The sequence below is a fragment of the Dellaglioa sp. CoH-55-MRSF-6 genome, from assembly GCF_056782215.1.
Map to the genome: position 1 here is coordinate 71,415 of NZ_JBXAYJ010000004.1, position 22,820 is coordinate 94,234.

A 22,820-nucleotide genomic window follows, 5' to 3' on the forward strand; every position below is an offset into this window, starting at 1 on the left:
AATACATAGTATACCAAATTTTTTAAGCTTTCGTTAATTCAGACATCTAGTTGTTAAGATTAGTTCAAATACGCTATAATAGTAAACATAACTGTAACCTAAATTGAAATATATGGTAGAATCATCTATAATATAAGACATTGATTTTTATGAAAATGAGGGATGAAAATATGTGTGGATTTGCAGGTGTATTGAGCGACAGACAAAAAAATACCAATGATGATTACGATAAAATTGTTCATAATATGACAAAAATGATTGTTCACCGTGGTCCTGATGATTCAGGTTATTTTAGTGATGATGATATAACAATGGGATTTAGAAGATTAAGTATTATTGATTTAGAAGGCGGACACCAACCACTTTCATATGAAAATGAACGTTACTGGTTAACTTTCAACGGTGAAATCTATAATTATATTGAACTACGTGAAGCATTAGTTGCTGATGGTTATGAATTTAAAACAGATTCTGATTCAGAAGTCATTTTAGGTATGTATGCTAAGTACGGTGCAGAAGCTGTTAAGCAATTCCGCGGAATGTTTGGATTTGTTATCTGGGATACGCAAGAAAAAACACTTTTTGCTGCCCGTGATCAATTTGGGATTAAACCATTTTATTACGCTATAGCAGATGACAATTTTTATTATGGTTCGGAAAGTAAAGCTATTTATAAAGTTTTAAAAAATAAGACATTTGATAAAGATGCACTTCAAGATTATATGACATTCCAATTTGTACCAGAACCAGAAACGTTAACTAAAGAAATTGATATGTTACAACCTGGACATTATTTAACGAAAAAATTAGGCGAGAAGCCAGTCATTACACGATATTTTTCTGCCGAATTTCATCCAGTAGTTCGTCCAGAAGAGACATATATTAAACGTATTAAAGACGTCTTAATTGATTCAGTTGATAAGCATATGCGTGCCGATGTACCAGTTGGTTCATTCTTATCTGGTGGAATTGATTCGTCTATTATTGTTGCTATTGCTAAAGAATTAAATCCAAAATTAGAAACAATTTCAGTTGGATTTGAACGTGAAGGCTATAGTGAAATAGATGTTGCGCAAGAAACCGCAGAAAAATTAAATGTCGCTAATTTTAGTTCTGTTATTACGGCTGAAGCATTTATGAAGGCTTTTCCACATTTTATTTGGAATATGGATGATCCCTTGGCTGATCCGGCTGCTGTGCCTCAATATTTCCTTGCTAAAGAGGCCAGAAAACGTGTTAAAGTTGCATTGACGGGTGAAGGTGCTGATGAACTATTTGGTGGTTACACTATTTATCATGAACCTGAATCATTAAAAGGATTTAAATACACTAAACCAATTAATGGTGCGTTGAATAAAATTGCTCAAATGATGCCTAAAGGGATGCGTGGACAAAGTTTCCTTCTTCGAGGCACGACACCAATGGAGGATCGTTACGTTGGTAATGCTTTTATTTTTAATGAAAAAGAAAAAGAAGCATTCTTTAAAGACTATAATAAAAATCATCCATTCCAAAGTATTACTGGCCAATATTATAATGCATCAAAAGATTACAATAAAATAGATCAAATGCAATTTATTGATATGCATACATGGTTAAATGGAGATTTATTGCATAATGCCGATCGTACAACAATGGCACACAGCATAGAATTGAGAACACCATTTTTGGATAAAGAAGTTTTTGCAGTTGCTTCTGAAGTGCCTGCAGATTTGAGAATTGCACATGGAACAACCAAGTATGCTTTACGCAAAGCTGCTGAAGGTATCGTTCCTGACCATGTTTTAAATCGTAAAAAATTAGGTTTCCCTGTGCCTATTCGTTTTTGGTTAAAAGACGAAATGTATGACTGGGCTAAACAAATTATTAATGATTCTCAAACAGATGAATTTTTTAACAAACAATATTTCATAGATTTATTGGATGAACATCGTGCTGGTGTTAGAGATAACTCCAGAAAAATATGGACTGTCTTAACATTTATGGTATGGCATCGTATTTACATTGAAAGTGACATATTAGAAGATAGTAAAACAGTAACAGAAAAAGCTAAATAATAAATAGTGGGAGTTCAAAATAATGACAATTATGGTTCAGAAGTTTGGTGGCACATCGGTTCAAGACGATGAGTCGAGACGAGCAGCTTTAAAACACGTAAAATATTCAGTTGATAAAGGGTATCAAGTCGTTGTCGTTGTTTCAGCAATTGGGCGTAAAGGTGCACCTTATGCAACTGATTCATTATTAGGACTTGTCGATGGAGAGCAATCATTACTTTCTAATAGAGAACTTGATATGATTGTTTCTGTTGGTGAAACTATTTCTGCCGCAGTTTTTTCTGAATTATTGAATAAGGAAGGCATTAAAGCTGCTGCTTTAACAGGGCAGGATGCTGGAGTTGAAACAACTGATGAATTTCAGAATGCTAAAGTAATTAACATTAATACTGATTTAATTGATGAGGCATTTAAAGATGCTGATGTTTTAGTTGTGACTGGGTTCCAAGGTGCTACAAGTAAAGGTCAAACGACGACTATTGGGCGTGGTGGAAGTGATACGACAGCTGCATTACTTGGAGCAGCATTAGATGCTGAACGTGTCGATATTTTTACTGACGTGTCAGGGATGATGACTGCCGATCCTAGATTAGTTACAAAGGCAAAATTTCTAGAAACAGTCAGTTATGAAGAAGTTGCAAATATGGCTCATGAAGGTGCGAAAGTTATCCATCCTCGTGCAGTGGAAATTGCGCAACAAGCCCATGTTCCAGTTCGGATTCGCTCAACTTGGCAAAGTCCTGAAGAGATGGGAACCCTTGTGACCGACCGAAACTTAGGTGTAAAGCATTATCGTAGTGTAACTGGTATTGCTCATGTGACTGGACTCAGTCAATTTACAATTAAAACAGTTAATCATGCTCCAAAAGATGTTTTTAATTTGATGTCCAATAATAATTTGAGCGTTGATTTTATTAATATCTCACCTGGCAAAGTCCTCTTTAATTTGTTCAATGATGATGAAAAAAAAGCTAAACAACTTTTAGTAGATGCTGGAATTGATGTCTCAGTGCTTCCAAACTGTGCGAAAGTTTCAATTGTGGGAGCGGGGATGACTGGAACACCAGGTGTTACGGCCAAAATTGTAACAGCACTAGCTGAGAAGGATATTAATATTCTTCAAACAACTGATAGTTATACGACAATTTGGATTTTAGTTCAACAGGACGATTTAAAAACTGCTGTTAATGCATTACATGATGTCTTTTTAAGCAGTATCTAAAAGGGGTAATTTATGAAACTTTTACCATTTTTTGGAACTTGGTATGGGTCGATAATTTTAATATTTGGATATATTCTAATTTTAACTTTACTTAAACGTATTTTACGTAAAAATTGGCCTAAACGGTTGCAAATCATTGATTTTTTACCACCATTACTTCTTTTATTGACACATATTTTATCAGTACGAGAGTTTAATTTATCGATTACACCATTTATAATATTTTCTTGGTGCTTAATTGGTATTGCTAGTGCGCTTATGTATGCGTATCGAGATGGAGAATTAATTTATGCAAAATTTTTCAAGACCATTTGGAAAATTACTGATATTTATATGCTTGGATGGTACCTCTTAATGCTTCTCTTTTTAGTACTATTTTAAGGATATCGTCCTACATTTTTAATTATAAGTAATGTAAAAAACACTTAATCTAAAAAGGATTGAGTGTTTTTTTGTATATTATCATTTAAAATCATAATATTGGGGAATTCAGTGGTGGAATGTGGGGCATTGTGGTAAAATTTAAATAGTTACTATGAAGGGGGGCTGTACACAATGTTTATGGGCGAATTTAAACACACTTTAGATACTAAAGGTAGATTAATTATTCCAGCTAAATTTCGTGAGGAATTAGGTGAGAAATTTGTTATTACTCGAGGTATGGATGGTTGTTTATTCGGATATACACAAACAGAGTGGACACTCCTAGAAGAAAAGCTTAAAACACTCCCTTTAACAAAAAAAGATTCACGGGCTTTTGTAAGATTTTTATATTCTGCAGCTACAGAATGTGAATTTGATAAACAAGGCCGTATTAATATTCCAGTTCCTTTAAGAACACATGCTGATTTAGAAAAAAAATGTGTGCTAGTAGGTGTTTCAAACAGATTCGAAGTATGGAGTGAAGATCGATGGAATAGTTTTTCAGAGAGTGCATCAGAAAATTTTGATGAAATTGCAGAAAATATGATTGATTTTGGATTTTAAATAACACGTATGAAAGGGGATAAAACTATGACGACATTTGAACATGAAACAGTACTACTAAATGAAGCAGTAGATGGGTTGGCTATTAAACCAGATGGTATATATGTTGATTGTACTTTGGGTGGCGGTGGACATAGTGCCCTAATCCTGTCTCAACTAAGTACGGAGGGACATTTATATGCTTTTGACCAAGATCAAACAGCGATTACTTATAATGAAGGGCATTTAAAAAAATACATAGAAAATGGACAAGTTACGTTTATTAAACGCAATTTTAAAGATTTAAAAGCCGCGTTACTGGAACTTAATGTCACGGAAGTAGATGGTGTACTCTATGACTTAGGTGTATCATCCCCACAATTTGATGTCGCAGAACGAGGCTTCAGTTATCAGCACGATGCGCCGTTAGATATGAGGATGGATTTAAGTGCAGAATTAACAGCTAAAGAGATTGTTAATAATTGGACATATCAAGAACTTATTAGAATCTTTTTTAGATATGGTGAAGAAAAATTTGCAAAGTCAATTGCTCGTCAGATTGAAAATGCTAGAGAAAATGAAGAAATTGTTACAACTAGTCAATTAGTTGAATTAATTAAAATGGGTATTCCGGCTCGTGCAAGACGAACAGGTGGGCACCCTGCTAAAAAAGTTTTTCAAGCTATTCGAATTGCGGTTAATGATGAATTGGGTGTTTTAGAAGATTCATTAGAGCAAGCAATTGATTTAATTAATGTTAAGGGGCAAGTTAGCGTTATTACATTTCAGTCATTAGAAGATAGATTGGTCAAAACGATGTTTAAGGAACGAACAAGTTTACCAGAGTTACCACCGGGTTTACCTGTAATTCCAGATAATATTCAGCCAAATTATGCACTAGTTAATAAAAAGCCAATTTTACCATCAGAATTAGAATTACAGAATAATAGGCGTGCACATTCAGCAAAATTGAGAATTATAAAACGATTGAAAAAATAATATTTTATAATAAAGGGGTTACATATCATGGCACAAAATAGCACAGCACGACAAATGCCAAGAGAATATAAAGAAAATCCAAGACAACAACCTATACATAAAAAAACAGTGGGATCACAAAGTGTTGCATTTTCTAGAATTGAAAAATCATTATTTGGTTTAATTGGTGCAATTTCTTTGGTACTTATGCTTATGCTAGTTTCATCTCAGGTAGAGTTGTCTAATAGTAGTCAATTTTTACAAAATATTAACAGCGAAATAACAGCTATTCAAACTAAGAGTTCTGATTTGACACAAGAAGTGAACGAACTTGCCAGTAATGATCGATTAAATAGTATCGCTAATAAAAATGGTCTTAATTTAAGTGAGAGTAGAATAAGGAATGTAACGAAATGAATAATCAAAAGCAACGGATGATAAATGACATGAAAAAGAAACGTAGAAATAGGCAAAGGTTTGGTGTGCTACTAATCCTGGCCGTTTTAGCGATTCTTTTGATGTTTATCATTCGTTTTTCTTATATTGTAATAGGTGGAAAAGTTTCAGATGTTAATTTAAGTAGCCAAACACAGGCACTTTATGAAAATAGTCGAATTGATAAAGCAAATAGAGGAACCATTTATGATGATTCAAATCAACCGATTGCTGAAGATACAACAAACTACTCAATTTATGCAGTTCTATCAAAATCATATGTTGGTGCAAATAACAAAGCGTTATACGTTACTGATAAGAGTAAAGCTGCAAAAGTTATTAGTGATGCGATTGGAATGAAAGAATCTAAAGTTTACAATATTTTGAATGCAAAAAAAGGAACTTACCAAGTTGAATTTGGTAATTCTGGTAAAAACTTATCTTTGGAAACAAAAAACAAGATAGAATCAGCAGATTTAAAAGGTATTTATTTCACTGAAACACAAGCAAGATTATATCCAAATGGTGTTTTTGCATCACATTTAATTGGTGTGACAAAAAGCACTTCAAAAAAAGGTGATTCAACTTTATCTGGTGTAATGGGACTAGAATTAGCATTTAATAAACAATTAAGTGGAACAGACGGGTTAAAAAAGGTCCAAAAAGATAGTTATGGTTACCAACTACCAAACTCAAAGACAAAAACAAAAAAAGTTGAAAATGGAAATAATATTTATACAACCATTGATACAAAATTACAAACGTATCTTGAAACAACTCTAACTAACGTACAAAAAACATATAATCCTAAATCAATGAATGTTGTTATAATGAATGCTAAAAATGGAAAAATTTTGGCAGGAAGTCAACGGCCTACATTTAATGCAGATACCAAAAGTGGTATTTCAAAGATGTGGCGTAATACGCTAATTGAAGATAGTTATGAACCTGGCTCGACTATGAAAGTATTTACAATGGCAGCTGCTATTGAAAATAATGCCTACAATGAGAATGCCGTCTATAAATCAGGTGTTTTAAAAGTGGGAACTAAGATTGTTCCTGATTGGAATACATCTGGTTGGGGTTTAATCACTTATCGTGAAGGTTTCGCTCGTTCAAGTAATGTTGGTATGGCTAAGTTGGAACAAGCGATGGGGCATACTGCTTGGCTTAAATATATTAAAAAATTTGGTTTCCTGGAAAGTACAAATCTGGGATTAGCTAATGAAGCAAAAGGTAGTATTGAATTTCAATACCCAATTGAACAAGCAGATACAGCTTTTGGTCAAGGAATAAATGTGACAACTATGCAAATGATGCAAGGTTTTACGGCATTTGCAAACAACGGTAAGATGATCAAACCAACGCTTGTGGATAAAATTGTAGATCCTAATACTGGAAAAACAACGTATCAAGCTAAAACAACAAATTTAGGACAAGTTATTAAAAAATCAACGTCTAAAGAAGTATTAAGCATGATGCAAGATGTTATCTACAAAAATTATGGGACCGGTAATGCCTTTAAAATTGATGGTTACAAGATAGCTGCAAAAACAGGAACTGCCCAAATTTCGGATCCAAATGGAACTGGATATCTAACGGGTGATGCAAATTATGTCTTTTCAGTTGTAGGTATGGCGCCGGCCAAAGATCCAAAATATATTATGTATGTAACGATGAAACAACCACAAAATATGCAAGGTACCAGTGGTAATGCTATTTTGGCACAAATATTTAATCCATTGATGAAGAGGACTTTAGAAGAAGACAGTTCAACAGCGGTATCAACTGCAAAGACTAATGTAACAGTAGCAGACGTTACAAATAGTTCAACTTCATCAGCTAAAACAAAATTAAACGAACAAAATCTAGATATTGCAGTTATCGGACATGGCAGAACGGTAGCTAATCAGTATCCACCTGCTGGAACGACTGTATTATCCGGACGTAAAATATTGTTATTAACAAATGGTGAAATGATTATGCCTGATTTAACCGGTTGGTCAAAGAGTGATGCGGTGAATGCTGCAGAATTAATGAAACTAAACTTAACGACAACGGGTAGTGGTTATGTAGCAGCTCAAAGTATTAAGGCGAATACAGTTGTTAAAAAATCAACTATGGTGAAATTAACGTTAAAATAAAAAGGTGAATATAGATATGAGAGCAGATAAATTAATCCAAAGTTTAAAATTTAAACGAGTATCAACGGCGATTGATTCAGAGTTAGATATTAAGCTATTAACACAAGATACAAGAGAAGTTGTTGAAGATAGTCTATTTGTTGCTGTTGAAGGTTATACAGTTGATGGACATGATTTTGTGAATCAAGCGGTTGAAAAAGGTGCGAAGATTATTATTGCTCGTAAACCAGTTGATGTACCTGTTCCAGTCGTTTATGTCCAAGATACAAATCGTGCGATGGCAATTCTTGCCGATGCATTTTATGGCGTCCCAAGTCAGCAGATGAGAATGATTGGTGTTACTGGTACAAATGGTAAGACGACTGTTACACATTTGATTGAACAAATTTATCGTGACTTAAATCAAAAAACAGGTTTAATCGGTACAATGTATCGTAAAATAAATGATACACTGTATCCTTCGAATAATACAACTCCAGATGTTATTACATTGCAAAGAACTTTAGCACAAATGAAACAAGAAAAAGTTGAAACTGTTGCAATGGAAGTTTCTTCACATGCGTTAGTCTTAGGACGTGTATGGGGTATTGATTTTGATATCGCAGTTTTTACAAATTTGACACAAGATCATTTAGATTTTCATAAAACAATGGAAAATTATGCACATGCAAAAAGTATGTTATTTGCTCAGTTGGGTAATCATTATACTGAATCAGGCGACTCAAAAGTGGCTGTTTTAAATTTTGATGACCCAGTGGCTCGAACGTTTACTCAGTTTACTTCTGCTCAAATATTATCTTACGGTATCGAAAATGATGATGCCATGATTCAAGCTAAAAATATTGAAATTAAGAGTCATGGAACTGAGTTTGATTTAATTCTTTTTGGTGAAACAACTCATGTTACAATGCAATTAATCGGCTTGTTTAATGTTTATAATATGCTTGCTGCGTTTAGTGCCGCATATGCTGCTGGACTTGATGAAACACAAATTATTAAATCACTTGAAAAAGTGACTGGTGTTAAAGGTCGTTTTCAATTAGTGCCTTCTAAAACGGGTATCAGTGTAATTGTAGATTACGCGCACACACCAGATGGGTTATTAAATGTCTTAGAGACAATACAAGATTTTGCACAAAATAAAATTTATTGCATTGTTGGCTGCGGTGGTGATCGTGATAAAGGAAAACGTCCTAAAATGGCAAAAATTGCTGCTGACCATAGTGATTACCCAGTATTTACTATGGATAATCCTAGAACTGAAGATCCTAAGGAAATTATGGCAGACATGCTGACTGGAATTCCAGAAAATAGAGCAACTGTTATAATGGATCGACACGATGCAATTGCTCAAACAATAAAAAAGGCGCAACCAGGAGATGTTATTTTAATTGCTGGTAAAGGTCATGAAGATTATCAAATTCTTGGTCGAGAAAAAGTGCATTTTGACGATGTTGAAGAAGCATCGGGAGCATTAAATAAAAAATAAGAATTGAGTGAGGATAAGACAATGACTAAACCAGAAATGTTTATACCGTTGGTAAGTGGATTCGCATTAACGTTTATGTTTATGCCATTATTTATTGGCTATTTTAGAATACGTAAACAAGGGCAAATGATTAGAGAAGAAGGACCAAAATGGCATGAGAAAAAGTCTGGTACACCAACAATGGGTGGATTTGTCTTTAATATTGCTATTATTATTACTGCAATTTGGACAGGTATATGGGCTAATTCTATGACACCAGCGATGATGATTATGATTTTCATCTTATTTTTATATGCTATTTTAGGATTTTGGGATGACAGTATCAAATTATTCAAACGACAAAATGAAGGTTTAAAGCCTTGGCAAAAATTATTGGGTCAAATAGTTGGTGGATTAATCTTCACCGTCGTTTATGTCCATGAACATTTGCCACTTGCAATTAATGTCTTTGGTTTTGGTGAGGTCTCAATCGGTATTCTTTATGCTGTATTCATTATTATTTGGCTTGTTGGATTCTCTAATGCGGTTAATTTAACTGATGGAATTGACGGTCTTGTTTCAGGTCAATCAATTATTGCATTCGGTGCATATGCAGTTGTTGCGCAAGTACAACAACAAAAGGATGTACTTATTTTTTGTTTATCTGTCATTGGCGCATTAATTGCGTTCATTTGGTTTAATCATAAACCAGCTAAAGTTTTCATGGGAGATATGGGATCGTTAGCATTAGGTGGTGCATTAGCAACCGTTTCAATTTTATTACACCAAGAACTATCACTCATTTTTATTGGTATTATATTTGTTTGTGAGACGGCAAGTGTTATTTTACAAGTAGCTTCATTTAAATTAACAGGTAAACGCATATTCAAGATGAGCCCAATTCATCATCATTTTGAAATGAGTGGTTGGAATGAATGGAAAATTGATATTGTCTTTTGGACTATTGGGTTAATTGCTGCGATTTTAACGTTACTAGTCATTTTATAAAGGGAGATTTAATTGGAATGAAAAATATTACGAATTATCAAAATAAAAAGGTTCTAGTTGTAGGTTTAGCAAAGAGTGGCTTGAATGCAGCCAAACTTTTAAAAGATTTAGGCGCATTTGTGACTGTGAATGATCATAAAAATATTGATGATAACCCTGAAGCTAAAGAGCTTTTGGCTGAAGGAATCAAAGTGATTACGGGCGGACACCCACTCTCTTTACTAGATGAGGATTTTGAGTTAGTCGTAAAAAACCCTGGAATTCCATATACAAATTTACTTATTGAAAAGGCAATGGAAAAAGGTTTACCTATTATTACAGAACCAGAGCTTGCTTATGAAATTTCTGAAGCGCCAATGATCGGGGTTACAGGAACGAATGGTAAGACAACTACAACGACGCTGATTTCATTGATGTTAAATCAAGAAAGAAAGCAAGGACGTGCATTTGTCGCTGGAAATATTGGTGTTCCATCTGTTGCCGTAGCAAAAAAGGTAACCAAAAATGATATTATTGTAGCTGAATTATCAAGTTTTCAATTATGTGGCATTGATAAATTGAAACCAGAAATAGCCGTTATTACTAATATTTATGAGGCACATACGGATTACCATAAAACTCGAGAAAATTATGTGAAAGCAAAAATGAGAATAACTGAAAATCAAGATTCTAGTGATTTTCTTGTTGTCAATTGGGATTTAAAAGAACTTCGTGAACTAGCTAAAACAAGTTCTGCTAACATTGTGCCATTTTCTAGATTAGATGAAATTGAAACAGGGGCTTATGTAAAAGACGGAAATATTTACTATCAGAATGAATTCATTATGAAATCGGATGAAGTTAATATTCCTGGTGAACATAATATTGAAAATGCGCTTGCAGCTATCGTAACTGCTAAAATTAAAGGTGTAACAAATACTGCTATTCAAGAAGTATTATCGACATTTACAGGAGTACGCCACCGTACACAGTTTGTTAGCGCATGGCATAATCGCAAATTCTATAATGATTCAAAGGCAACTAATATTGAAGCAACTGAGATGGCTGTAAAAGGATTTTCGAATCCAATTATACTATTAGCTGGTGGATTAGATAGAGGATTTACGTTTGAAAAATTGGTGCCTGTACTTAAAGCACATGTAAAAGCAATGATTGTTTTCGGTGAAACAGCTGATTTAATGCGAAATGCTGGAGAAGCGGCAGGTATTACTCAAATTAAGCAAGTCACTGATGTTGTTGCAGCTGTTCCCGAAGCATATAAATTAAGTGATAACAATGATATTATATTGTTATCCCCAGCAGCAGCTAGTTGGGATCAATATCCTTCATTTGAAGTACGTGGTGACAAATATATTGAAGCGGTTGAAAAATTAATGCAAGTAGAGGATAAATAAAATGAAAATTATTGTTTCTGGTGGTGGCACTGGCGGGCATATTTACCCTGCGTTGGCCCTTATTGAAGCGCTAAAAGTAAAAGATCCAACGGCTGAATTTTTATATGTTGGGACTGAAAAAGGACTTGAGAGCCGAATCGTTCCAGATAATGGAATTCCATTTAAAACAATTAAAATTCAAGGATTTAAAAGATCGTTATCAGTAGAAAATATTAAGACAGTCCAACTATTTTTAAAAAGTGTGAAAGACGCAAAGAAAATGATTAAAGAATTTAAACCAGACATTGTTATTGGAACAGGCGGTTACGTATGTGGTGCAGTGGTTTATGCTGCTGCTCGATTACATATTCCAACTATTGTTCATGAACAAAATAGTGTTGCAGGTGTAACAAATAAATTTTTGAGCCACTTTGTTGATAAAGTAGCTATTTCTTTTGAATCAGTTGCAGATCAATTTCCTAAGAAAAAAGTTGTTTTCACAGGGAATCCCCGCGCACAACAGGTTGTAAATGAAACAGAAATTGAAGCATTATCGCAATATGGATTATTAGATGATGTACCAACGATGTTAGTTTTTGGTGGTTCAAGAGGAGCTGCGAAAATTAATCAAGCAATGGTTGAAGCAATTCCTGAATTAAATAAAAAACCATATCAAATTTTATTTGTTACAGGTAACGTTCACTACGATAAAATTATGAATGATTTAAACGGGATAGAATTAAATAAAAATATTGTGATAAAACCATATTTAAATAATATGCCTAATTTATTAAGCCATATTTCTGTCATTTTAGGACGTGCTGGTGCAACAAGTATAGCAGAAATAACTGCACTTGGATTACCATCTATTTTGGTGCCTAGCCCTTATGTTACAAATAATCATCAAGTAAAAAATGCAATGAGTCTAGTTGATAATAATGCAGCTAAGCTTATTACTGAGGATAAGTTAACGGGATCAAAATTGGTCATGGTTTCAGATGAAATGATGCTCAATACTGATGTGAGAAGACAGATGGCTAATAATTCACGTAAAATGGGTGTGCCCAATGCTGCAGATAATCTAATTAAGGTTATGGAAGATTTAATCAAAATTAAAGAATAAGTTAGGAGGCCAAATAAGATGTCAAAAAATAAATTCTTAAAAAGAAAAAAAGCTGAATTGACACCTTGGGAGGCCTTACAAGAGAAAAAAAAGAAGAAAAATAAACGATTCGATTTTTTTGGAAACCCCAAAACAATTAGTGACCGATTACCAAAATTAAAAAAATATCAACATCATGCCCTAAAACAAAAATTAATTATTATAATTGGTTCGTTTCTGATTATTGGTTTAATTGCACTATATTTTATTTCACCATTAAGTAAAATACAAAATATTAGTATTTCAGGTGAAAAAACAGTTTCAAAAGTACAAGTAGAAAATGCTAGTAATTTACACATTAATGATCCATTATCCCACGCGTTTTTTAGAAAAAAAGCTATTTTAAAGGATATAAAAAAAGAATTGCCACAGGTGAAGTCACTAACTGTTAGCCATAATAAATGGAATGGTGTTAAACTTTCTATTAATGAATATGATCTTGCAGGATATATTTATAAAAATAAAACATACTATCAATTATTTTTGAATGGGACAATTGGAAGTAAGAAATTTGACCAACCAGTGGGGAATTATCCTACGTATTCTAAGTTTAATCAAACAAATATATTGCAAAAAATGGTTAAACAATATAAAAAAATTCCGATGAAAATCAGAAATGGAATATCAGAAATCGATTATCAACCATCCAAAGTGAATAATCAGCGAATATATATATACATGAATGACAGAAATAAAATTATTGCTAATATTGATAATTTTGCCGATAAAATGGCTTTCTATCCAAGTATCTCATCTAAAATGAAGAAAAAAGGTGTCGTTGATTTAGAAGTGGGTGCATATTCTTATCCATATAATAAGAAAAGTTAACAAAGTTGGTATGGCCTATGGGATATCCTTTCTAAATCAGGTCTTAATGTGGTAAAATATGAGTACTATATCTTATAAAAAATAATATTAAAAGCAAGCTGTAAGGAGGTTCTTTTTCAGATGGGTAACGCAGGTATATATGTGGGGTTAGATATCGGTACGACATCAATTAAAGTTATCGTTTCTGAATACGTTAATGGTCAATTGAACGTAATTGGTATTGGTAATGAACGCTCACAAGGTTTGAATAGGGGAATTGTAGTCGATATTGATAAGGCTGTAATTTCAGTACAAAAAGCTATTAAACAAGCTGAAGAAAAAGCAAATATTCAGATTCACGAAGTACATGTTGGTATTCCTGCTAATTTATTACAAATTATTCCTTGTAACGGCATGATTGCCGTTTCAGATGAATCAAAAGAAATTACAAATGAAGATGTTGTGAATGTTGCGAGTGCAGCATTAGTTCAAAATTTACCACCAGAAAGAGATATCATTGATATTATTGCTGATGAATTTGTAGTTGATGGATTTGATGGCATTAAGGATCCTCGTGGTATGATTGGTGTGAGATTAGAAATGCATGGATCAGTTTATACTGGCCCAAAAACAATTATTCATAATTTAAAAAAATGTGTTGAAAATGCTGGGCTAACTATCAGAGAAACAATCGTGAACCCATTAGCACTTGCATCAGTTGCGATGTCAGATGGCGAAAGAGACTTTGGTACTGTACTTATTGATCTCGGTGGTGGTCAAACGACTGCTTCAGTGATTCATGATCATAAGTTGAAATTTACATACGTGGACCAAGAGGGTGGCGATTTTGTCACGAAAGATATCTCAGTGGTTCTTAATACATCTGTTGAAAATGCTGAAAAATTGAAACGCAATTATGGATTTGCTAATTCTGAGTTAGCATCAGAAGATGATGTTTTCCCAGTTGATGTTGTTGGACAAAGTGAGCCAATCAATATCTCTGAAAAATATTTAGCAGAGATTATTGAAGCAAGAATCTCTCAAATCTTAGATAAAATAAAAAGTTCATTAGATGCTATCAAGGCGTTAGAATTACCAGGTGGCGTTATCTTAACTGGTGGTCTTGCAGCTTTACCAGGAATTACAGAATTAGCATCAGAAATTTTGCAAGTTCAAGTTAAAACCTACGTCCCTGATCAAATGGGATTACGCTATCCTTCATTTGCACAAGCCTTAGGATTGATTAATTATGCAGTCGAGCAAGATGAAGTCACATTATTAGTGAAAAGTGCAATGGGACTTGATATTGATCAATTAAGTTATAGTATTGTTGAACCAGACAACGAAAAACCTAAGAAGCAAGAAGTAAAAAACAAAGTTAAAAAAACTAGAAAACCAAAAACATCAGGGGATCCATTAAAATCAGTTAAAAACTTTTTTAATGAATTTTTCGATTAAATAGGAGGAAGTAAGTAATGGAATTTTCTTTGGACTCAAGTGAAGATAAAGGCGCAGTAATAAAAGTAATTGGTGTCGGTGGCGCTGGTGGTAATGCTGTTAATCGTATGATTGATGAAAATGTTTCAGGTGTTGAGTTTATTGCATTAAATACTGATGTTCAGGCATTGGAAAGCTCAAAGGCAGAAATTAAAATTCAATTGGGTCCTAAATTGACTCGTGGATTAGGTGCTGGTGCAACTCCAGATATTGGTAGTAAAGCTGCACAAGAAAGTGAAGAAGCAATTATCGAAGCTATTGATGGCGCTGATATGATTTTCGTTACTGCTGGAATGGGTGGTGGAACAGGAACAGGAGCTGCTCCTGTTGTAGCTAAAATCGCTAAAGATCAAGGCATTTTAACAGTCGGAATTGTAACACGTCCATTTACATTTGAAGGACCTAAACGTAGCCGTTTTGCTGCTGAAGGAATAGCTAATCTGAGAGATCAAGTTGATACGTTAGTTGTTATTGCTAATAACCGTTTACTTGAAATCATTGACAAGAAGACACCGATGCTTGAAGCATTCCAAGAAACAGATAATGTTTTACGTCAAGGTGTTCAAGGTATTTCTGAATTAATTACATCACCCGGTTTAATTAATTTAGATTTTGCTGATGTTAAAACAGTGATGGCTGATCAAGGAACTGCATTAATGGGAATTGGATCTGCTACTGGTGAAAATAGAACTGCTGAAGCAACAAAAAAAGCAATTTCTTCGCCATTACTCGAAGTTTCAATTGATGGTGCAAAACAAGTTCTACTTAATATCACCGGTGGTGCTGATATGAGTCTTTTCGAAGCGCAAGAAGCTTCTGAAATTATTTCACAAGCTGCAACTGATGAAATTAATATTATTTTTGGAACGTCAATTAATGAAGACCTAGGTGATGAAATCGTCGTAACAGTTATTGCAACTGGTATTGATGATGTTAAAGAAGAAAAAAAAGCCACAGTTCGTACACGAACATTACCAAGAACTGATGCACCTAAAGCAACATTAGCTGAAAAGCAAGAAGATCGTTTTGACGATTGGGATATTATGCACCCATCAAGTCAACCTGAAGAAAAAAAATCAACAGAATTTGAAAATGTTGAAAAACCAAATTTTGATGTCTTTAAGAATGATATCAAAACTGATGATTTAGCAACAAATAATGATGATAGTTTAAGTACACCACCGTTTTTCAGAAAACGACGTAAAGATTAATTAAATGAATCAATGGGGAGGTTACGGATATTATGGCTTTTGAAAAAATTGGTCGTTTTTTTGGGTTAGCTGAAGAAGATGATTTTGAAAATGATGATTACCAAACCGAAGAGTCTATGCGGACTTCGTCATTGAATCAAAGTAATAAAGTCGTTTCGATAAATGGTAAATATAGTCAACCACAAAAAATTAATTTATTTGAACCTAGAATTTATTCTGATGTTAAGGATATTGCAACGCATTTAATGCAAAATCAAGCAATCGTCGTAAATTTTCAAAAAATGGATGAAGTTCAATCTAAACGGATTGTTGATTTCTTGTCCGGAACAATTTTTGCTATTAACGGAACAATTCAAAGAATTGGCGATAATATTTTTCTTTGTACACCAAACTCATTTACTGTTGAAGGAAATATGGCAGATAATATTTTTGAAAAATTCGAATAAAAGAAAAATCGAGGTATACAAATGATTGAGTTTATTACATTTCTAGCTAAAGTGATTACGTGGGCTTTTGATGCTTATGAGCTAGCAATTATCATTTACGTTTTAATGTCATGGTTTCCAGGCGCTTATAATACGCCGGTTGGCCATTTCTTAAGTAAAATTTGTCAACCATACCTTGCATTTTTTGACCGTTTTATCCCGGCAATTGGGGGTATTAGTTTTTCACCAATTATTGCGATAATCGCGCTAAGCTTCATCCAAAATGGGGTTATGGGACTTCTGACTACTTTGATTCGTCTTTATGTTGGAGGCTAATGATATATGAATGATACAATTTACCAACATTTCAGGTCCGACGAAAAAGAAATTATTGATACATTGTCAGATTATATCGAGCAAGCTAAATCAGAGTACAGGGCAGTTCTAACTCATTTTTTAAATCCTAGAGAGGCACATATTGCGACCTATCTATTAGGCCAAAATGACGAAATTAGTTTAAAATTATTTGGTGGCACGAAAGAAGCTGAACGAAAAAGATTACTTTTTTATCCAGCGTATTTCGATGTTCAAGATAGTGATTTTGATTTACAACTTATTGAAATTAAGTATCCAATAAAATTTGCTACCTTAAAACATGGACAAATTTTGGGAACTTTGGCTAATGCGGGATTAGATAGAGAAGTACTTGGTGATATTTTAACAGATGGTCAGCAATGGCAGGTTGTTGTTGAAAAAAAGATGGCTAATTATTTGATTAGTCAAGTTGATCGTATTGGTAAAATTAAGGTATCACTTGAAGAGATTCCTTTTTCACAAACGGTGAGTGTCACAGATGAGTGGCAATCGCAAAATGAATTAGTTTCATCGTTACGAATCGATTCAGTCATATCAGCTGTTTATAATATGTCTCGACAAAACGCCAAAAATTTAGTTAATTCTGAAAAAGTTAGTTTAAATTGGCAAGTTATTAATAAGCCTGATTATGAATTAGCAGAGTTTGATGTTTTGTCAATTCGTGGTTTTGGACGAATCAAGTTAGATTTTATTGCAGGTATGACTAGAAAAGATAAATATAAATTAGAGTTATCAATATTAAAAAAATAAATTTTGAAGGACGTGCAAAATGACTTTAAGTCCATTAGATATTCATAATAAAGAATTTAACGTAAAATTACGAGGCTATGATCAAGACCAGGTTAATGATTTTCTAGATAAAATTATTAAAGATTATGAAATAACGTTAAAAGAAAATGAAAATTTAACTGAAGAAGTTAAAACTAGTAATGAAAAGTTAGAATACTTTAATGATTTAAAAGATTCTTTAAATCAATCAATTATTGTTGCTCAAGAAGCTGCTGATCGCGTTAAGGTTAATGCTAAGCGTGAATCTGAAATTATTAATAAAGAATCACAAAAGCAAGGTCATGATATTATTGATGAAGCGAATGAAAAAGCTAAACATATTATTGATATGGCTTCAGAAAAAGCTAAAAAATTAGCTGTTGAGACTGATGACTTGAAGAAACAAGCACGTATTTTCCGTCAACGTTTAAAAGTTATGATGGAATCACAATTAGAAGTTGTTAAAAGTTCTGATTGGGACGAAATTTTAAAACAAGGCGAGACAAGCACATATTCTGAAATTCAAGACGTTTTAAAACGTGAAGAAGACAAAGAAAAACGTGAAGCCAAAGAAATAAAAGAATCAGTTAATAATAATGACGATATTGTTGTTACAGAAATTATTGCTGAATCAGATGCAAATGAAGATTCTGAGCAAAATGATCAAGATACAATGGTCATTTTCCCAGATAATAAATAAATTTGAGAATAACAATTATATGATACATTTTTAGCGAGTCGATGATAGTGGAAGGTCGATAATAAGTATTATATAATTTATCATCTCAACGATTTCATTAAACTGAAATGATCAAGTAAGTTTAATCGGCTTCATCTCCGTTATCACGATGATTGAGTGAAATTTAACGTTATATAATGTTAAGTTTCTAAATTTGGGTGGTAACACGAAGACTTCGTCCCTTGTAACGGAGTCTTTTTGTGTATAATGAAATAAAATAACTTTTAAAAGGAGTTTATAATATGAAAATGAAAGAAACCTTAAACTTAGGTAAGACAGAATTTCCAATGCGTGGAAATTTACCAGTTAAAGAAGCAGAGCGTGAAGATGCATGGAGACAAAACGGTGTTTATGAACTAAGACAAAAGTTAAATGAAAAGAAACCAAGTTTCATTTTACATGATGGACCTCCATACGCTAATGGTAATATCCATATGGGACATGCTTTAAATAAGATTACGAAGGATATTATCGTTCGTTCAAAATCAATGATGGGCTTCAGATCACCTTTTGTTCCTGGCTGGGATACTCATGGCCTTCCTATTGAACAACAATTGGTTAAACAAGGTGTTGATCGTAAAACCATGTCAAAAGCTGATTTTCGTGAATTATGTGAAAAATATGCTTTGGAGCAAGTTAATTTGCAACGCGAAGATTTTAAACGTTTAGGCGTTGCAGCTGAATGGGATAGCCCATACATGACTTTACAACCTGAATTTGAAGCTGAAGAAATCAGAATGTTTGGTGAAATGGCTGAAAAAGGTTACATCTATAAAGGTAAAAAACCAATTTATTGGTCACCATCGTCTGAATCAGCATTAGCTGAAGCAGAGATTGAATACCACGATATTAAATCACCATCAATGTATATTACATTTGATGTAGTTGATGGGAAAGATATTTTAGATACAGATACAAAAATGATTATCTGGACAACAACACCATGGACAATTCCAGCTAATTATGGTGTCGCTGTACATCCTGATTATAAATATATCCAAATTAATGCTGATGGGAAAAAATATGTTGTCGCTGAAGAACGTTTAAATATTTTAAAAGAAGAATTTGATTGGGAAAATGTTGAAGTATTAAAAGAATTTTCTGGTCGCGATATGGAATATATGACAGTGCAACATCCATTATATGATCGTACATCATTAGTTATTCTAGGTTACCATGTTACTTTAGATTCTGGTACAGGACTTGTTCATACTGCTCCAGGACATGGTGAAGATGATTTTATTGCTGGACAAAAGTATAAATTACCCGTTGTATCTGTTTTAGATGAAAAAGGTGTCATGAATGAAGATGCGCCTGGATTTGAAGGGATATTTTATGATAAAGCTAATCCATTAGTAACTGATGAATTGAAAGAGAATGGTCATTTACTTAAACTTTCATTCTTTACGCATAGTTATCCACATGATTGGCGTACAAAAAAACCTGTTGTTTTCCGTGCAACGGCACAATGGTTTGCATCAGTAGAGATGTTCCGCGATGATATATTAAAAGAAATTGAAAAAGTTGATTTTAAAAACGAATGGGGTAAGGTTCGTCTTTACAATATGATTAGAGATCGTGGCGATTGGGTGATTTCACGTCAACGTGCTTGGGGCGTTCCATTACCTATCTTCTATGCAGAAGATGGGACACCTATCATTACACCAGAAACAATTGAACATGTTGCTCAATTGTTTGAAAAAAATGGATCAAATATTTGGTTCAAAAATGATGCTAAAGCACTACTTCCTGAAGGATTTACAAGTGAACATAGTCCTAATGGTGAATTTACAAAAGAAGAAGATATCATGGATGTTTGGTTTGATTCAGGTTCTTCACATCGTGGAGTGCTAGGTAAACGTGATAATTTAACGTATCCTGCAGATCTATATATGGAAGGTTCAGATCAATATCGTGGATGGTTTAATTCAAGTGTTATTACATCCGTTGCAACTAATGGAATTGCACCATACAAACAGTTGATGTCACAAGGATTTGTACTTGATGATAAAGGACATAAGATGAGTAAATCGCTTGGGAATATCATTTTACCAAGTAAAGTTATTAAACAATCAGGAGCTGAGATTATCCGATTATGGACAGCATCAGCAGATACATCTTCTGATATCGCTGTTTCAATGGATATTTTAAAACAAGTCTCTGAAACATATCGTAAGATTAGAAATACATTTAAATTTATTTTGGCTAATACAACTGACTTTGATCCAAATGAAAATGCAATTGCATTTGATGAATTGGCATCAGCAGATAAGTATATGTTAATTAAATTAAATACATTTTCAAAAGAGGTTTTGGATGATTATGCTGAATATGATTTCTTAGCAATTTACAAAAAAGTGATTACATTTATTTCAAATGACTTATCAGCATTCTATTTAGATATTGCAAAAGATATCGTTTATATTGAAGCTGAAGATAGTTTTGAAAGACGCTCAATGCAAACTGTTCTATACCAGATTGTAACAACAATGGCTAAGTTATTAACACCTATCTTGCCACATACAACTGAAGAAGTTTGGGACTATTTGAAAGAACCAGAAGAATATGTTCAATTAAGTGAAATGCCAGAAGTTGCCCATTTTGATGGTGAAATTAAAATTGTTGAAAATTGGCAAGCATTCATGAAAATTCGTTCATATGTCTTAAAGGCTTTGGAAGATGCGCGTGATGCAAAATTAATTGGGAAATCATTTGAAGCAAAAGTTATTTTATATGTGAATGATTCTGATAAAGAATTACTTAACGTACTTGATACGGATATCCGTCAACAATTGATTGTTTCTGATTTAGAAATTTTATCTATTGATGATGTTCCAGAAGATGCAACTAATTTTGATAACTTAGCTGTTAAAGTTGAAGTAGCTAACGGTGAAGTTTGTCAAAGATGTCGTATGGTTAAGACTGATGTTGGGGAGGATACTGCGTTACCAACGCTCTGTCATCGTTGTGCAACGATTGTTGAACAAGGTTATCCAGAGGCAGTTACAGAAGGTTTTGAAAATTAAATATTTCAAAAAAGGAATAACGTAGAGTTATTCCTTTTTTTGAGTCAAATTGATTACAATCCTAAAAATATAGCGTAATATGTAAGGTATACAATTATAGTGAGAGCAGGTGTTCAATGTGGAATTAGTAAAAGTACATGGATCAGAAAACGATTTTTTTCTTTTAGATCAAACTAAATTAGAGACAGCATTATCAGATGAAAAATTAAAGAATTTAGCAATTCAAATGTGTGATCGAGAATCTGGATTACACGGTGGCTCAGATGGCATTTTAGTCGTTGATAAATCAAGTCATAATGGTGTTCTAGGTCAAATGAGAGTCATCAATGCTGATGGTACAGAGGCTAGTATGTGTGGAAACGGTTTAAGAACTGTTGGGCGCTATTTAGAAACTAAATTTGGACAAACAGAATTTAAAGTTGAGACAATGCATGCTGATTTAGATGTTAAGAAAGCACCAAATCTTCAGGCAGGCGTTGCAGCTTACAATGTCGAAATTTCACCTGTTAGTTTTGAGTCACAAACGTTACCAATGTTTTTACAAAGACAAACATTGGTAGATGAAATTATTCCTGAATTTTCACAAACGTTAAAGTTTTCAGCTGTCTCGGTACCAAATCCGCATTTAATTACTTTTGTTGATCATACAACGTTACAAGGACCGGAACTTGAAAGAATTGCAACTTATTTAAACGGTGAAAATCCGTATTTTCCAGATGGTGTTAACGTTAGTTTTGTTGAAAAATTAGATAATAAATCAATTTTTGTTAGAACTTATGAACGCGGAGTTGGGTTTACTAATGCGTGTGGAACAGCAATGTCTGCTTCAAGTTTAATGTTTGTTCTGTTAAGTGAAGGTAAAGTGCCATTTGGAACTGAAATTAATGTAAAAAATCCTGGTGGTATGGTTAAAACTGTTGTGCATCAAGATGAGAGTGGCAATTACTGGATGTCTCTAATTGGTAATGCAACTAATGTTGCGAATATAACAATTGAGTTAGCTGATGCTCTGAATGGTGATTTTTCTAAGGCCAAATGGATATCAACTAATGAACAGGATGCTTATTTAAAGTTTATATTAAGTATTATGTAATTTTATGGGGGTAAAAGACATAAATGACTGTCTTTTATCCTTTTTTTAATTTAAAATAAAGGGAAA

The 22,820-nt window shown here is 33.4% G+C and carries 20 protein-coding genes; all 20 read left to right on the forward strand.

Going from position 1 to position 22,820, the window contains the following annotated elements; translation table 11 throughout:
* Positions 1-170: 170 nt before the first annotated feature.
* Positions 171-2,057 (forward strand): asparagine synthase (glutamine-hydrolyzing), encoded by a 1,887-nt coding sequence (gene asnB / locus AC1RPK_RS05535; protein WP_481761723.1) that lies wholly within the window; start codon positions 171-173, stop codon positions 2,055-2,057.
* A 22-nt stretch (positions 2,058-2,079) separates the two neighbouring features.
* A complete protein-coding gene (dapG, locus tag AC1RPK_RS05540; RefSeq protein WP_481761675.1) occupies positions 2,080-3,279 on the forward strand; it encodes an aspartate kinase in 1,200 nt (399 codons plus the stop codon).
* A gap of 12 nt (positions 3,280-3,291) precedes the next feature.
* A complete protein-coding gene (locus tag AC1RPK_RS05545; RefSeq protein WP_409022362.1) occupies positions 3,292-3,660 on the forward strand; it encodes a DUF3397 family protein in 369 nt (122 codons plus the stop codon).
* A gap of 174 nt (positions 3,661-3,834) precedes the next feature.
* Positions 3,835-4,266, forward strand: a complete 432-nt coding sequence (gene mraZ, locus AC1RPK_RS05550; RefSeq protein ID WP_481761676.1) for a division/cell wall cluster transcriptional repressor MraZ — start codon at positions 3,835-3,837, stop codon at positions 4,264-4,266.
* Between the two features lie 27 nt (positions 4,267-4,293).
* Positions 4,294-5,244: a 16S rRNA (cytosine(1402)-N(4))-methyltransferase RsmH gene (gene rsmH / locus AC1RPK_RS05555; protein WP_481761677.1), complete on the forward strand. Its 951-nt coding sequence runs from the start codon at positions 4,294-4,296 to the stop codon at positions 5,242-5,244.
* 27 nt (positions 5,245-5,271) lie between these two features.
* On the forward strand, positions 5,272-5,640 hold the full coding sequence (ftsL, locus tag AC1RPK_RS05560) for a cell division protein FtsL (RefSeq protein WP_481761678.1): 369 nt from the start codon (positions 5,272-5,274) through the stop codon (positions 5,638-5,640).
* Complete coding sequence (locus tag AC1RPK_RS05565) at positions 5,637-7,802, forward strand: penicillin-binding transpeptidase domain-containing protein (protein ID WP_409022366.1); 2,166 nt, start codon at positions 5,637-5,639, stop codon at positions 7,800-7,802. Before ftsL ends, AC1RPK_RS05565 begins: the two co-directional genes overlap by 4 nt.
* A gap of 16 nt (positions 7,803-7,818) precedes the next feature.
* Positions 7,819-9,291: a UDP-N-acetylmuramoyl-L-alanyl-D-glutamate--2,6-diaminopimelate ligase gene (locus AC1RPK_RS05570; RefSeq protein WP_481761679.1), complete on the forward strand. Its 1,473-nt coding sequence runs from the start codon at positions 7,819-7,821 to the stop codon at positions 9,289-9,291.
* A gap of 21 nt (positions 9,292-9,312) precedes the next feature.
* The gene (mraY, locus tag AC1RPK_RS05575) at positions 9,313-10,278 is read left to right on the forward strand and encodes a phospho-N-acetylmuramoyl-pentapeptide-transferase (RefSeq protein WP_409022368.1); all 966 of its coding nucleotides are present in this window, start codon (positions 9,313-9,315) and stop codon (positions 10,276-10,278) included.
* 17 nt (positions 10,279-10,295) lie between these two features.
* Entirely contained in the window at positions 10,296-11,672 is a 1,377-nt protein-coding gene (gene murD / locus AC1RPK_RS05580) for a UDP-N-acetylmuramoyl-L-alanine--D-glutamate ligase (protein WP_481761680.1), read from the forward strand.
* A gap of 1 nt (position 11,673) precedes the next feature.
* A complete protein-coding gene (murG, locus tag AC1RPK_RS05585) occupies positions 11,674-12,774 on the forward strand; it encodes an undecaprenyldiphospho-muramoylpentapeptide beta-N-acetylglucosaminyltransferase (RefSeq protein ID WP_409022370.1) in 1,101 nt (366 codons plus the stop codon).
* A gap of 18 nt (positions 12,775-12,792) precedes the next feature.
* Positions 12,793-13,641, forward strand: coding sequence for a cell division protein FtsQ/DivIB (locus AC1RPK_RS05590; protein ID WP_409022371.1), 849 nt, complete (start codon positions 12,793-12,795; stop codon positions 13,639-13,641).
* Positions 13,642-13,761: 120 nt separating this feature from the next.
* Positions 13,762-15,078, forward strand: coding sequence for a cell division protein FtsA (ftsA, locus tag AC1RPK_RS05595; protein ID WP_481761681.1), 1,317 nt, complete (start codon positions 13,762-13,764; stop codon positions 15,076-15,078).
* A 17-nt stretch (positions 15,079-15,095) separates the two neighbouring features.
* Positions 15,096-16,328 (forward strand): cell division protein FtsZ, encoded by a 1,233-nt coding sequence (gene ftsZ / locus AC1RPK_RS05600; protein WP_481761682.1) that lies wholly within the window; start codon positions 15,096-15,098, stop codon positions 16,326-16,328.
* 32 nt (positions 16,329-16,360) lie between these two features.
* The gene (locus AC1RPK_RS05605; protein ID WP_481761683.1) at positions 16,361-16,774 is read left to right on the forward strand and encodes a cell division protein SepF; all 414 of its coding nucleotides are present in this window, start codon (positions 16,361-16,363) and stop codon (positions 16,772-16,774) included.
* A 21-nt stretch (positions 16,775-16,795) separates the two neighbouring features.
* Entirely contained in the window at positions 16,796-17,089 is a 294-nt protein-coding gene (locus AC1RPK_RS05610; RefSeq protein WP_409022375.1) for a YggT family protein, read from the forward strand.
* 6 nt (positions 17,090-17,095) lie between these two features.
* The gene (locus AC1RPK_RS05615; RefSeq protein WP_481761684.1) at positions 17,096-17,878 is read left to right on the forward strand and encodes a YlmH family RNA-binding protein; all 783 of its coding nucleotides are present in this window, start codon (positions 17,096-17,098) and stop codon (positions 17,876-17,878) included.
* A gap of 19 nt (positions 17,879-17,897) precedes the next feature.
* On the forward strand, positions 17,898-18,596 hold the full coding sequence (locus AC1RPK_RS05620; RefSeq protein WP_409022377.1) for a DivIVA domain-containing protein: 699 nt from the start codon (positions 17,898-17,900) through the stop codon (positions 18,594-18,596).
* Positions 18,597-18,877: 281 nt separating this feature from the next.
* Positions 18,878-21,661, forward strand: a complete 2,784-nt coding sequence (gene ileS, locus AC1RPK_RS05625; RefSeq protein ID WP_481761685.1) for an isoleucine--tRNA ligase — start codon at positions 18,878-18,880, stop codon at positions 21,659-21,661.
* Between the two features lie 118 nt (positions 21,662-21,779).
* The gene (gene dapF / locus AC1RPK_RS05630) at positions 21,780-22,754 is read left to right on the forward strand and encodes a diaminopimelate epimerase (RefSeq protein WP_481761686.1); all 975 of its coding nucleotides are present in this window, start codon (positions 21,780-21,782) and stop codon (positions 22,752-22,754) included.
* Positions 22,755-22,820: the final 66 nt, after the last annotated feature.

Bases quoted from the DNA above. Each gene is read 5' to 3' on its own strand.
- AC1RPK_RS05590 (WP_409022371.1), top strand. From the start codon at position 12,793: ATGTCAAAAAATAAATTCTTAAAAAGAAAAAAAGCTGAATTGACACCT.
- murG (WP_409022370.1), top strand. From the start codon at position 11,674: ATGAAAATTATTGTTTCTGGTGGTGGCACTGGCGGGCATATTTACCCT.
- ftsL (WP_481761678.1), top strand. From the start codon at position 5,272: ATGGCACAAAATAGCACAGCACGACAAATGCCAAGAGAATATAAAGAA.
- mraY (WP_409022368.1), top strand. From the start codon at position 9,313: ATGACTAAACCAGAAATGTTTATACCGTTGGTAAGTGGATTCGCATTA.
- ileS (WP_481761685.1), top strand. From the start codon at position 18,878: ATGAAAATGAAAGAAACCTTAAACTTAGGTAAGACAGAATTTCCAATG.
- AC1RPK_RS05545 (WP_409022362.1), top strand. From the start codon at position 3,292: ATGAAACTTTTACCATTTTTTGGAACTTGGTATGGGTCGATAATTTTA.
- rsmH (WP_481761677.1), top strand. From the start codon at position 4,294: ATGACGACATTTGAACATGAAACAGTACTACTAAATGAAGCAGTAGAT.
- AC1RPK_RS05570 (WP_481761679.1), top strand. From the start codon at position 7,819: ATGAGAGCAGATAAATTAATCCAAAGTTTAAAATTTAAACGAGTATCA.
- mraZ (WP_481761676.1), top strand. From the start codon at position 3,835: ATGTTTATGGGCGAATTTAAACACACTTTAGATACTAAAGGTAGATTA.
- ftsZ (WP_481761682.1), top strand. From the start codon at position 15,096: ATGGAATTTTCTTTGGACTCAAGTGAAGATAAAGGCGCAGTAATAAAA.
- AC1RPK_RS05620 (WP_409022377.1), top strand. From the start codon at position 17,898: ATGACTTTAAGTCCATTAGATATTCATAATAAAGAATTTAACGTAAAA.
- murD (WP_481761680.1), top strand. From the start codon at position 10,296: ATGAAAAATATTACGAATTATCAAAATAAAAAGGTTCTAGTTGTAGGT.
- AC1RPK_RS05565 (WP_409022366.1), top strand. From the start codon at position 5,637: ATGAATAATCAAAAGCAACGGATGATAAATGACATGAAAAAGAAACGT.
- dapG (WP_481761675.1), top strand. From the start codon at position 2,080: ATGACAATTATGGTTCAGAAGTTTGGTGGCACATCGGTTCAAGACGAT.
- asnB (WP_481761723.1), top strand. From the start codon at position 171: ATGTGTGGATTTGCAGGTGTATTGAGCGACAGACAAAAAAATACCAAT.
- AC1RPK_RS05615 (WP_481761684.1), top strand. From the start codon at position 17,096: ATGAATGATACAATTTACCAACATTTCAGGTCCGACGAAAAAGAAATT.
- AC1RPK_RS05605 (WP_481761683.1), top strand. From the start codon at position 16,361: ATGGCTTTTGAAAAAATTGGTCGTTTTTTTGGGTTAGCTGAAGAAGAT.
- AC1RPK_RS05610 (WP_409022375.1), top strand. From the start codon at position 16,796: ATGATTGAGTTTATTACATTTCTAGCTAAAGTGATTACGTGGGCTTTT.
- ftsA (WP_481761681.1), top strand. From the start codon at position 13,762: ATGGGTAACGCAGGTATATATGTGGGGTTAGATATCGGTACGACATCA.